The organism is Mycobacterium gastri, assembly GCF_002102175.1.
Taxonomy (GTDB): Bacteria; Actinomycetota; Actinomycetes; order Mycobacteriales; family Mycobacteriaceae; genus Mycobacterium; species Mycobacterium gastri.
Genome location: NZ_LQOX01000148.1, coordinates 55,461 through 67,458, shown reverse-complemented (window position 1 = coordinate 67,458; position 11,998 = coordinate 55,461). Strand labels below are relative to the sequence as shown.

7 protein-coding genes and 5 pseudogenes are annotated in these 11,998 nt (G+C 68.3%); 8 read left to right on the top strand and 4 right to left on the bottom strand.

From position 1 onward, the window contains the following. Positions 1-58 precede the first annotated feature (58 nt). Positions 59-910, bottom strand: a complete 852-nt coding sequence (locus AWC07_RS24770) for a TIGR03621 family F420-dependent LLM class oxidoreductase (RefSeq protein WP_051508029.1) — start codon at positions 908-910, stop codon at positions 59-61. 122 nt (positions 911-1,032) lie between these two features. Between AWC07_RS24770 and AWC07_RS24765 the strand changes: the two are divergent. From AWC07_RS24765 to AWC07_RS24755, 3 pseudogenes are all read left to right on the top strand, one after another. Further along, positions 1,033-1,474 (top strand): annotated as a pseudogene (locus AWC07_RS24765) (IS607 family transposase); the annotation flags it as partial. 1 nt (position 1,475) lies between these two features. Then, positions 1,476-1,553, top strand: a pseudogene (locus AWC07_RS29155) (hypothetical protein); the annotation flags it as partial. Positions 1,554-2,060: 507 nt separating this feature from the next. After that, positions 2,061-2,693: pseudogene (locus AWC07_RS24755) on the top strand (carboxymuconolactone decarboxylase family protein); the annotation flags it as partial. On the opposite strand, the gene AWC07_RS24750 reads toward AWC07_RS24755, so the two are convergent. Continuing rightward, a complete protein-coding gene (locus AWC07_RS24750) occupies positions 2,641-3,576 on the bottom strand; it encodes a sigma-70 family RNA polymerase sigma factor (protein WP_036414381.1) in 936 nt (311 codons plus the stop codon). The pseudogene AWC07_RS24755 and the gene AWC07_RS24750 overlap by 53 nt on opposite strands. Between AWC07_RS24750 and AWC07_RS24745 the strand changes: the two are divergent. Further along, positions 3,529-4,934, top strand: a pseudogene (locus AWC07_RS24745) (aspartate aminotransferase family protein). The gene AWC07_RS24750 and the pseudogene AWC07_RS24745 overlap by 48 nt on opposite strands. Before the next feature lie 10 nt (positions 4,935-4,944). On the opposite strand, the gene AWC07_RS24740 reads toward AWC07_RS24745, so the two are convergent. Both AWC07_RS24740 and AWC07_RS24735 read right to left on the bottom strand, forming a co-directional pair. After that, the gene (locus AWC07_RS24740) at positions 4,945-7,185 is read right to left on the bottom strand and encodes a VIT domain-containing protein (protein WP_051508030.1); all 2,241 of its coding nucleotides are present in this window, start codon (positions 7,183-7,185) and stop codon (positions 4,945-4,947) included. Then, on the bottom strand, positions 7,182-7,763 hold the full coding sequence (locus tag AWC07_RS24735) for a helix-turn-helix domain-containing protein (RefSeq protein ID WP_084293558.1): 582 nt from the start codon (positions 7,761-7,763) through the stop codon (positions 7,182-7,184). Before AWC07_RS24735 ends, AWC07_RS24740 begins: the two co-directional genes overlap by 4 nt. A gap of 117 nt (positions 7,764-7,880) precedes the next feature. Between AWC07_RS24735 and dacB1 the strand changes: the two genes are divergently transcribed. The 4 genes and pseudogenes from dacB1 to nagA all read left to right on the top strand — a co-directional run. Further along, a complete protein-coding gene (dacB1, locus tag AWC07_RS24730; protein ID WP_036414386.1) occupies positions 7,881-9,107 on the top strand; it encodes a D-alanyl-D-alanine carboxypeptidase DacB1 in 1,227 nt (408 codons plus the stop codon). Between the two features lie 10 nt (positions 9,108-9,117). Beyond that, positions 9,118-9,444 (top strand): hypothetical protein, encoded by a 327-nt coding sequence (locus AWC07_RS24725; protein WP_036414388.1) that lies wholly within the window; start codon positions 9,118-9,120, stop codon positions 9,442-9,444. A 7-nt stretch (positions 9,445-9,451) separates the two neighbouring features. Next, positions 9,452-10,813 carry a sugar porter family MFS transporter gene (locus tag AWC07_RS24720; RefSeq protein ID WP_036414392.1) on the top strand — a complete coding sequence of 454 codons (1,362 nt, stop codon included), beginning with the start codon at positions 9,452-9,454 and terminating at the stop codon, positions 10,811-10,813. Continuing rightward, positions 10,810-11,925: pseudogene (nagA, locus tag AWC07_RS24715) on the top strand (N-acetylglucosamine-6-phosphate deacetylase); the annotation flags it as partial. The gene AWC07_RS24720 and the pseudogene nagA, both read left to right, overlap by 4 nt. Positions 11,926-11,998: the final 73 nt, after the last annotated feature.

Genomic DNA, 11,998 nt, shown 5'->3' with positions numbered 1-11,998 from the left:
CAGGTACTACGCTCACCGTTCAGATCGGACACCCCGGTCACACAAAACGAGGTGTGCATCAAACCCGGGATGCTCCAATCTGTGTGATGGTTCCGATGTGAATTTGGGGCAGCTGCAATACCTCCTCCGCCGTCATGTTGTTGCCGTGTTGCTGGGCGATCTTTTCGGCTGCACCGCGCCGGTCGTCGGTAGGCACCACGGCTTGAATCATGGTGTGCCATTCGAGTTGATCGGCACGGTCACCGGCGCACTCATGGACATAGGAAATGCGGTCATCGATCTCGGTGGGGGTGGCGAGCCGCATCACCCCTGGGACCTGGCCGTGGACTTGGTAGATGCCGGCGATGCTGACGACGTCGGCACGCTCGGCGGCTAGCTGCAGCATCCGGTTGCCGGTGCCGCCGATAATCAGGGGCGGTCCGTAGCCGTTGAAGCCGCGGCGTTGGATCGGCCGAAGCACCGGAATGTGGAATTCCGCTCGCATTTCAGTCTGCTGCGGATAGCCGTTGAGGCTGAACTGGCGGGTGAGTTCATCGATGGTTTCGCGTAGCCGTCGCGCCCGAGCTGCGAACGAATCGAAGGCGACATTGGCCTCGTCGTATTCCCATTTCATATGTCCGCTGCCCAGACCGACGTCCAGACGGCCGTTGGTCAGAACATCAGTGGTGGCGATATCGCGGGCCAGCAACGTCGGGTTCCAGAATCCAGTGTTGAGCACCAAAGTGCCGACCCGCAGCCGCTCAGTCGCGGCGGCGGCCGCGATTAACGTGGGAAACGGCGCTGGCACGCCAAGATGATCAGCGGCGAAAACGGTGTCGTAGCCATACTTTTCGGCACGCCGACAGGTGGAGATAAATCTCTGTAGCGAGTCGATCGCGAACACGTTGAAAGAGAAACGAAAAGCTTCCATAGCGGCGAGCAAACCACGGCGACATGACGCGGCACCAGCACGCTCGCTCGCGTCATATAGGGGTCAGTCGTCGCACTCTGAGTGGTCGTTAGTTGTCGGTGGTGTGCTGTAGGAACAAGGGCATGAACCTCGCGGCGTGGGCTGAGCGCAACGGTGTTGGGCGGGTGACTGCGTATCGCTGGTTTCGCGCGGGTCTTTTGCCGGTCCCGGCGCAACGAGTAGGTCGGGTCATTCTCGTGAACGATGCGGCAGCCGAGTGGTCCCGGCGCGGGCGGACGGCGGTGTCGCGCGGGTATCGTCGGCGGACCAGAAATCCGATCTGGATCGGCAGGTGGCGCGGGTGACCGCGTGGGCCACAGCACAACAGAGCCCGGTCGATAAGGTGGTGACCGAGGTCGGTTCGGCGTTGAACGGACACCGCCGTAAGTTTCTTGCTCTGCTGCGCGACCGGCGGTGTACCGGATCGTGGTGGAGCACCGGGATCGGTTCTGCCGATTCGGCTCTGAGTACGTGGAAGCCGCGCTGGCCGCCCAGGGCCGCGAGCTGGTGGTGGTCGACTCAGCCGCGCAAGGGCCGCGACGCCGATCGAGTGTGTTTCACCACCGGCGCGATGCGTGTGGAGCCCGACCACCGCCACCTCACTGGCCGCCTGTTGTGCGGGCAATTCGACATGCAGCGCGCTGGCGCCGTACGCCGTCACCACCTCGTCGACCACGGTGTGCCAGGACGGACCGTCCATGCACAGGTGGCTGGCACTGAGCACCAGCCGTTCCGGCGTCCCGGGCAGCAGCGACACGGCGAACAACCGGCCGGTGCGCATATCGAAGGAAGCACGTTGCCGGGCGACGACGTCGGCGACGGTAACCCCCGGAGGTTCCACCGCCCAGCCCCAGCCGCCACCCGGACGAGCCGCCCAGCGGTCGAAGAAAGGTTCGAACACGGTGCCCAGGGCGGGGTTGGCCGCGAAGACCTCCTCGACCGCGGCGCGCACCCGCCCCTGGTCCACGCGCGAATCGGCAACCAGCACCGCGGTGTGCATCAGCGGCTCGATGTCCTCGAGCCCGGGCAGCTCAGCGATATACGAGTAGGTCGACACGACCACAGACTCGGACGCCATCCTCGGCGATTCCTTGGCGGATCCTTGGAGCTGTCACACTTTGGCGACCCGTCTCGTCTGATGGATATGACACAGAAAACACAGAAAACCCGCATCGAGCCCCTGCCTCCCCAGCGCGCCGGCCTGCTGGTGCGCGCCATGTACCGAATCGCCAAACGGCGCTTCGGCGAGGTCCCCGAGCCGCTGGCCGTCACTGCGCATCATCGGCGACTACTGATGGCCAACGCCGTGCACGAGACAATGGCCCAATGGGCGTCGCGGACCCTGCCGGCCAGTGTGCGTGAGCTCGCAGTGCTGTGGACCGCGCGCCAGGTCGGCTGCTCATGGTGTGTGGACTTCGGCACCATGCTGCAGCGCCTCGACGGCCTCGACGTCGAAAGGCTCACGGAGATCGACAATTACGCGACATCTCCGTCATTCACCGAGGACGAGCGTGCCGCCATCGCCTACGCCAAGGCCATGACCACCGATCCGCACACCGTCACCGACGAGCAGGTCGCCGACCTGCGGGCACGCTTCGGCGAGGCCGGTGCGCTCGAGTTGACCTACCAGATTGGCCTGGAGAACATGCGGGCGCGGGTGAATGCCGCGCTGGGCATCACCGAGCAGGGCTTCAGCTCCGGTGCTGCGTGCCGGGTTCCCTGGGCCGCAGCGGAGAGCCGGTGAACTTGTCGGGATTGGCGATATCCCATATCGCACAGACCTTTCCGTCGCGCACCGTCATCGCGGTGATCCGCGGTGCCATGTCCCGATGCCCGTCGGCGCCGGCGAAACCTGTTGTGTAGGAGCCTAGTTCGCCGTTGATCAGCGCCAGCTGATTCGCGGTGAAGAACGCCGGGCCGTAGCGGCGAGCCAGACCGAACATGAACCGAACCACCTTGTCCGCGCCCAGGATGACCTGAATGGCGGTGGGGGCCTTCCCATTTGAGTCGCCGGTAAGGGTCACGTCGGGATGCAAGAGCGACACCACGGTGTCCAGGTCGCCGGCGGCCATGGCGGCCATCAGCTTGCCCACCACCTCGTTATGGGTGGGATCAGATCGTGGCGGGCGGTCCGCTGTGTCCCTCGCCAGGGCCTTGCGCGCCCGCGAAGCCAGTTGCCGGGCGGCGGCCTCGCTGGTCCCCAGCACCCCGGCGACGTCGCCGAACGGCACCGAAAACCCGTCGTGCAGCACGAACGCGACCCGCTGATCTGGCGACAGCCGCTCGAGCACCACCATCGCGGCGAACCGCGCGTCTTCGGCGGCCACCAGGGCGGCCAGCGGATCGGCGCCGTCTAACCCCGTTACGACGGGTTCGGGCAGCCAGTTGCCGGTGTAGGTTTCCCTGCGGTGTGCCGCCGAGCGCAACCGGTCCAGTCCGAGCCGGCTCACCACGGTGGTCAGCCAGGCCCGCAAGTCGTCGATCTCCCGGTCGTAGCTGTCCCAGCGCAGCCAGGCTTCCTGGACGATGTCCTCGGCGTCGGCCACGGTTCCGGTGAGCCGATAGGCGACCGACATGAGATGCGGTCGCAGTGCCTCGAATTGGGTGACCTGCGTGGTCGCGACCATAGCCCGAGGGTAGCGCTACGCTCGCGAGCAAGATGACGAGCAACCTCTGGTTACATTTCGCCCGCCACGGCCCCGGGATCACACCGCCGATCATCACCCGCGGCGACGGCGTCACCATCTACGACGACCGCGGCAAGAGCTACCTCGACGCCCTGTCCGGGCTGTTCGTGGTGCAGGTCGGTCACGGCCGCACCGAACTCGCCGAGGCGGCCGCGCGGCAAGCCGGCACGCTGTCGTACTTCCCGCTGTGGGGTTATGCCACGCCGACGGCAATCGAGCTCGCCGAGCGGCTCGCCGCCTACGCGCCCGGCGACCTGAACCGGGTGTTTTTCACCAGCGGCGGCACCGAGGCCGTCGAAACGGCCTGGAAAGTGGCCAAGCAGTACTTCAAGCTCACCGGCAAACCCGGTAAGCACAAGGTCATTTCGCGCTCGATCGCCTACCACGGCACCACGCAGGGCGCGCTGGCCATCACCGGCCTGCCGGCCTACAAGGCGCCGTTCGAGCCGGTGACACCCGGCGGATTCCGGGTGCCCAACACCAACTTCTACCGCGCGGCGAGGCCATTTGACACCGACCGCGCCGCGTTCGGGCGGTGGGCCGCCGACCGGATCGCCGAGGCGATCGAATTCGAGGGCCCGGACACCGTCGCCGCGGTGTTCCTGGAACCGGTGCAAAACGCCGGTGGTTCCATCCCGCCGCCGCCGGGCTATTTCCAGCGGGTCCGCGAAATCTGCGACTCCTACGACGTGCTGCTGGTCTCCGACGAGGTGATCTGCGCGTTCGGGCGGATCGGGTCGATGTTCGCTTGTGACGACTTCGGCTATGTGCCCGACCTGATCACCTGCGCCAAGGGCCTGACCTCGGGCTACTCGCCGCTGGGCGCGATGATCGCCACCGACCGGGTCTTCGAGCCGTTCAACGACGGCACGACGATGTTCGCGCACGGCTACACCTTCGGCGGTCATCCGGTGTCGACGGCCGTCGCGCTGGCCAACCTCGACATCTTCGAACGCGAGGGCCTCAACGACCGCGTCGCACAACACTCGCCGTTACTGCGCGCCACCCTCGAGAAGCTCTACGACCTGCCCATCGTCGGCGATGTGCGCGGCGAGGGTTTCTTCTTCAGCATTGAACTGGTCAAAGACCAGGCGACCAAGCAGACCTTCACCGGCCAGGAACGCCAATCGCTGCTGAGCCAGGTGTCGGCGGCGCTGTTCGAGGCCGGGCTGTATTGCCGCACCGACGACCGCGGCGATCCGGTGATCCAGCTGGCGCCGCCACTGATCAGCGGTCAGGCCGAATTCGACACCATCGAAGCCACCCTGCGCGCCGTGCTCGGCAAGGTGCGCTCTTAGACCCTTCTTTTTAGACCCAGAAGCGTCGCTTGGGCAGCACCTGCTTAACGGCCCCGACCGCCGCGAGCACCTGTTGCGCCCCTTCCTCGGTCGGGCTGCACAGGTACCTGGTCAGCGCGTCGCACAGCGTCGTGAGCGCCGCCGTCAGCGCGGGATCGGTCGCCGCGTCGCGATGCGCGATCAGCTCCGCACACACGTCATCGAGCCCCGAGTCGTCGCCGTGAGCCAGTCCCTTCTCGACCAGCTTGAGCAGTTCCTTGAGGGCGCGCTTACGGGGAGCCGGTACGCCCGACAGTGGTACCGCGTGCTTCATCGCGGTGAGGCCGCGCACCGCAGAAGCTGCCGGGGCCGGCATGAAGCCGGCCGATGTCACCCATCCGGACGGCTGCTCGACGGGCTGCACGACCTCGGTCAGCGGGCCGGCCTCGGTGTGTTCGGGATCGATGGCCACGAACGCGGTGAACCTCGACAGCACCCCGAACCGGATCGAATGCGCGACCAGACGCTCGGCCAGCTCCTCACAGTTGCGACCCGAAGCGTAGTCGTCTTCCAAGTCACGAACCACCGAGCGTGCCCAAATCGTCTGCACCGCAACGGCTTCCGGTGCCACCCGAACAGGCAGAGCCGCGCGGAACGGACCATCGGGGGCATCAGCCGCCGCGTGCAGCGTCGCTTCGGCACCAGGGCCGGCCGGGCCGCGATACCGTCCGGAGATCACGCAGGGAACCCCAGCGAAGGCGTCGGGCACGCGGCTGGGCGTGATGCTGCCGTCGAGGATCTCGATACCCTCGGCGCGCACCCGCACCGAGGTCAGCGCCGGACGTCCGATAGTGCGGGCCAGCCTGGACATCGCCTCGTCCAGGCGGGCCTCGGATTCGACCAGCTCGGCACGCCCGTTGCCCAGCCGGGCCAGCCGGTCCAGGAAGCCCGCATTGACGGCCCGGTCGACGCCCACGCAGTAGAGGCGAGTTCGTCCGATCGCGGGCGACAACAACCGCAGCAGGTGGTCCTCCCCACTGATCTGGCCATCGGTTACCAGCACCACGCTGGCCTGCCGGTCCTCCCCCGAACCGGCCAGCATCTCCACGGCCTGGCGCAGCGGCTGGGCCATCTCCGTGCCGCCCCGGCTGCGCAACGAGCCAAGCCACGACGCCGCCGCGAACCGGTTCTGATCCGAGCCGTCGAGCAGCCCGGGCGCCATCTCCGGCGGGGTATCGATCCGGTCGTCGAAGGCCAGCACGCAGAACCGGTCGACGGTGTCGAGCATGTCGACGATGCGCCCCGCCGCTCGCCGGGCGGCGACCATCTTCCAGCCGCCCATCGAACCCGAGCGATCGAGCACCACCACGACATCGCGCGCGGCGCTGGACGGCTGCGCGGGCGGCACCACGGTGACCGACCAGGTGCCCTCGTCGCCGTCGGCGTCGGGGACCAGCAGCGCCGACGACGCCAGCTCGCCGCGGTCGAGGCGGAACCGCAGCACGAAATCACGATCGGCCCGGACACCCGGCTCTACCCGCAGCCGGGTCGGCTCGTCGGCCGAGGCTTCCAGAACGGTCGTGGGAAGCGAGGACCGCAGGTCCGCGACAGGCAGGCCGCCGCCGTCGACGGTCACCGAAATCTGCACGTCGGGGCGCTCATCGGTGTCCTCAAGGCGCGGCGGGGTCACCCGCGACGCGTCGGGCACCGCATCGGTGTCGCGCGCCCAACCCGGACCGGTCTGGTCACCGGGCAGCGGGGTTCCGGTGGTGTATCGCGGGGCGACCACGAGCGGGAAGCGGAAGGTGGCCTCGCCGTCCTCGAACGCCAGCGGGCCGGTCAGCCGCATCTCGACGGTGGCTTCCTCGCCGGGCCCGAGATTGCCCACCCGCACCGAAAATACGTCCGAGCGGTCCTCCTCGACGATCGCGGCGCGCTGGCCGGCGGCCAGGGCCTGCTCGTAGTCCGTGCGGGCTTGAGCACGCTCCTTGAGCACCCCGACGACCCGCCGCCCGGCCAGGTCGGCGACGAAATCGGTGACGCCCGCGCGGGCCGGCAACGGGAACACGTAGGTCGCCTCGATGCTCGTCGTACCGGTGTTGGCGAAACGTTGCCGCACGGTGGACGTCGCGGTCATCCCGACGAGCACGGTGTCCACGCTGATCGCCTTCAGCGGCAGCCGCCGCCCATCCGCCGAGCTGAGCTCGCCACAGGTCGGCCTGCCCGCCGGAGCGGGCTCGACAGTGATCAGGGGCAGCAATTTCGTACTCATCGGGCGTCCTTTCGGGTTTCGGCTCGGGTAGCGGCGAGCAGGTCCAGCAACGGCGCGGCGGCGTGCCGCAGGGCGTCGAGCGCCGGCAGCGGGCCGTCGATTAGCAATGTGACAGTGTCGGAAAGCCGGACGGCCCGAAGGTCGGTGACCGCCGGTGCGGCGGCCGGCGCCGACGCGGCCTGAGGCACGGCACGCCAGAACCGCCCGGCCGCCCGGGAGGTTTCGGACGCCGGCTCGGGATCCCCGAGGTCAGCCGGTATGACACCGGCCGGGATGGCGGCCAGCGACGCCAGCTCCGCCGGCGACATCGCGGCCAGGCGGTCAAAGATCTCCTCCAGCGACAAACCCTTGCCCTGCAGCCGCTTGATGGCGACCAGGCGCAGCAGGTGAGTGCGTCCATACGTCAGCGCGCGGCCCCGGGTTCCGGGGCTGGGCAGCAAACCCCGGGCAGTGTAGTACCGGATCATCCGCTCTGCCGGCACCGCCTTGGCCTGGCGGTTTTCCGGCGCGGCGCCCGACGCCCGCACGGCCGTGGCGGCCAGCGCGGCGAATTCGGCCAACGTAAGAAGCGACGCCATATCTGACAGTGTCAGATAGCTAATCGCCACTGTCAAATGCTAATTTTTAACTTCCGCCTCACCAGTCACAGCGCGGCGCCCGGCGATCCGGCCGCCGATCGCCTAATCTGCTCAGCGATGTACCTGTTACGCGCCGCATCGTGCCTGGTTGCAGCCGCATTCCTGGCAGCGGGACCGGCTGCTGTGCCGACCGCACACGCCGAACCCAACGCGGCGGCCAACGGCGCCGGAAATTGCCCGTACAAGGTGTCCACCCCGCCGGCGGTGGACTCCTCGGAAGTCCCGACGGCCGGTGACCCGCCGCTGCCACTGGCGGTGCCCCCGACACCGGTCGGCGGCAACGCCCTGGCCGGTTGCGGCATCATCACCGCGCCGGACACCCCGCCGGTACCGGGCGACGTCTCGGCCGAGGCATGGCTGGTGGCCGACCTGGACAGCGGCGCCGTCATCGCCGCTCGCGATCCACACGGCCGGCACCGCCCGGCCAGCATCATCAAGGTGCTGGTCGCGATGGCGGCGATCAACGAGCTGAACCTCAACAAGGCGGTTGCCGGAACCGACGACGACGCGGCCGCCGAGGGCACCAAGGTCGGCGTCGACGCCGGCGGCAGCTACACCGTCAACCAGCTGCTGCACGGCCTGCTGATGCATTCGGGCAACGACGCCGCGCACGCGCTGGCCAGGCAACTCGGCGGCATGCAGATGGCGCTGGAAAAAATCAACGTGCTGGCCGCCAAGCTGGGCGGGCGCGACACCCGGGTGGCGACGCCGTCCGGCCTCGACGGGCCGGGCATGAGCACCTCGGCCTACGACATCGGCCTGTTCTATCGGTACGCCTGGCGCAACCCCACCTTTGCCGACATCGTCGCCACCCGCAGCTACGACTTCCCCGGCCACGGCGACCATCCCGGCTACGAGCTGGAAAACGACAATCAGCTGCTCTACCACTACCCGGGCGCGCTGGGCGGCAAGACCGGTTACACCGACGACGCCGGCCAGACCTTCGTCGGGGCGGCCAACCACAACGGCCGCCGCCTGATGGCGGTGCTGCTGCACGGAACCCGGCAGCCGATCGCGCCGTGGGAACAAGCCGCCCACCTGCTGGACTACGGCTTCAGCACCCCGCAGGGCACCCAGATCGGTTCGCTGATCGAGCCCGACCCAGCCCTGGCGTCCGGCAGGGACAAACCGGGCGAACACCAGCCCGATGCCGCCCGGGCGGCTGGGCTCATGTCCCCGGCCGACGCTTTGCCGGTCCGGGTGGGGGTGGCGGTGATCGGCGCCGTCGTCGTGTTCGGGTTGATCCTGGTCGCACGCTCGATGAACAGCCGTACTCAGCACTAGACTCTGCGAGATGACTGCCCTGTACGAGGACGCGGGCCTCACCCTGGACGGCGATGGAATCACCATCCGCCGCTATTACTTCCCCTTTGCTGGCTCGAAGCGAATCGCCTACCGCGACATCAAGGGCATCAAGACCGAACAGATGGGCTGGGCGTCCGGCAAGGGCCGGTTCTGGGGCGCTACCGACCCGCGCTACTGGTTCCCGCTGGACTTGAAGCGGGGCAGCAAGAGCACCCTGCTGATCCTCGACCTGGGCAGCCGGGTCAAACCGTGCATCACCCCCGAGGACCCCGACCGCGTCATCGAGTTACTCAAGGCCCGGGTGTCGGCGAGCTGAGCTGTCCGTGCAGCGGGGAATACTGGTCGGGCTCACCGCGGCCAGCGTCGGCCTCATCTACGGCTACGACCTGTCCAGCATCGCCGGCGCGCTGCTGTTCGTCACCGAGGAGTTCGGCCTCACCACGCGCCAGCAGGAGCTGCTGACCACGACGGTGGTGATCGGCCAGATCATCGGGGCGCTCGGGGCCGGGGTGCTGGCCAACGCTATCGGGCGCAACAAGTCGACGGTGCTGCTCACCGCCGGCTTCGCGCTGTTCGCGCTGTTCGGCGCATCGGCTGTGTCCTTTCCGATGCTGCTGGTGGCCCGCCTGTTGCTGGGGGTGACGATCGGCGTGGCGGTGGTGGTGGTTCCGGTGTATGTGGCCGAATCCGCCCCGGCGGCGGTGCGCGGGTCATTGCTGACCGCTTATCAGGTGGCGATTCTCAGCGGCATCATCCTGGGCTACCTGGTGGGTTACCTGCTGGCCGGCTCGCACGGCTGGCGGTGGATCTTAGGGCTCGCGGCGGTGCCCGCCACGCTGCTGCTGCCATTACTGATGCGGCTGCCCGACACCGCTCGCTGGTATCTGCTCAAGGGCCGAGTCGACGAGGCACGAAGGGCGCTGCTGCGCATCGAATCCGAGGCCACCGTCGATACCCAGCTGGCCGACATGGCCGGTGCTCTCGGCGAAGGCAGCGGACGGGTTTCCGAGATGCTGCGACAGCCGTATCGGCGCGCCACTTTGTTCGTGGTCACCCTGGGCTTCCTGGTCCAGATCACCGGGATCAACGCGATCATCTACTACAGCCCGCGGATCTTTGCCGCCATGGGTTTCACCGGCGATTTCGCGTTGTTGGGGCTGCCGGCACTGGTGCAGCTGGCCGGATTGTCGGCGGTCTTCGTCTCGCTGTTTTCCGTCGACCGGTGGGGCCGGCGCCCCATCCTGCTGTCGGGCATCGCGATGATGATCGCCGCAGACGCCATCCTGGTCGTGACATTCGCCTACAGCGCCGGCAGCGGGCTGATCGGCGGATTCGGCGGGGTGCTGCTGTTCATCGTCGGCTTCAACTTCGGGTTCGGCTCGCTGGTCTGGGTGTACGCCGGGGAAAGCTTCCCCTCCCGGCTGCGGTCGATAGGGTCGAGCGCGATGCTCACCTCGACGCTGACGGCCAACGCGATCGTTGCCGGCTTCTTTCTCACCATGCTGCATTGGCTCGGCGGCGCAGGCATTTTCGCGCTCTTCGGGGCGCTCACCGTGATTGCCTTCGTGGTGGTGCTCGGGTATGCGCCGGAGACCAAGGGCCGCGAGCTCGAAGAGATCCAGCGTTACTGGGAGAACGGCGGCCGCTGGCCTACCGAACCTTCCCAGGCCCCGGAGACCCGATGAGCCTGATTTGTGCCGGCACCGCCGTCATCGACGGCCGAGTATGCCGGCCGGGCTGGGTGCGAACAGCGGGCCGGACTATTTCGGCCTGCGCAGCCGGCCGGCCACCGCAGCCGGCCGACGTCGATTTCCCCGATGCCGTGGTGGTGCCCGGTTTCGTCGACATGCACGTGCACGGCGGCGGCGGCGCGTCCTGCACCGACGGGCATATTGCCCGCGCGGCCGGCTTTCATCTGCGGCACGGCACGACGACCATGCTGGCCAGCCTGGTCACCGCCGGCCCCGCGGAGCTGATCGACGCCGTGGCTCGGGCCGCCGACGCTACCCGGTCGGGCGCTGTCGCCGGCATCCATCTGGAAGGGCCGTGGTTGAGTCCGGTGCGCTGCGGCGCGCATGACCCCACGCGGATGCGCGCCCCGGACCCGGCCGAGATCGACGCGGTGCTGGCCGCCGCCGACGGCACCATTCGGATGGTGACGCTGGCCCCCGAGCTGCCCGGCGCAGACCAGGCGATCCGCCGCTTTCTTGACGCGACTGTTGTTGTAGCAGTTGGGCATTCGGACGCGACGTACGAACAGGCCCGGCATGCCGTCGGGCTCGGGGCGACGGTGGGCACCCATCTGTTCAACGCGATGCCGCCGCTGGACCATCGCGCGCCCGGGCTGGTGCTGGCATTGCTGGAGGACCCACGGGTGACGGTCGAACTGATCGCCGACGGCGTCCACGTCCACCCCGCGGTAGTGCGGACGGTGATCGCGGCCATCGGACCCAACCGGGTGGCCCTGATCACCGACGCGATGGCCGCCGCCGGATGCGGCGACGGGGCATATCGACTGGGCTCGGTACCGATCGACGTCGAGGCCGGCGTGGCGCGGGTGCGCGGGACGTCGACGATCGCCGGCAGCACGGCCACCATGGATCAGTTGTTTCGCAGCGCGGCCGGAGCGGATCCCGACGACGACGCGCTGGCCGCCGCGGTGCAGCTGACCTCGGCCACTCCGGCCCGCGCGCTGGGGCTGGCGGGCATCGGCAGCCTGCGGGCCGGCTGTGACGCCGATCTTGTTGTCCTGGACCGCGGTCTGCGGGTGGTCGCGGTGATGCGCAGCGGCGTGTGGCTGACTTCCGACGACGAGCCGCGACGTTGCGCCGTTGCGTTCGGTGCCGAAGAGGCCACGCAACGGAGGGAAC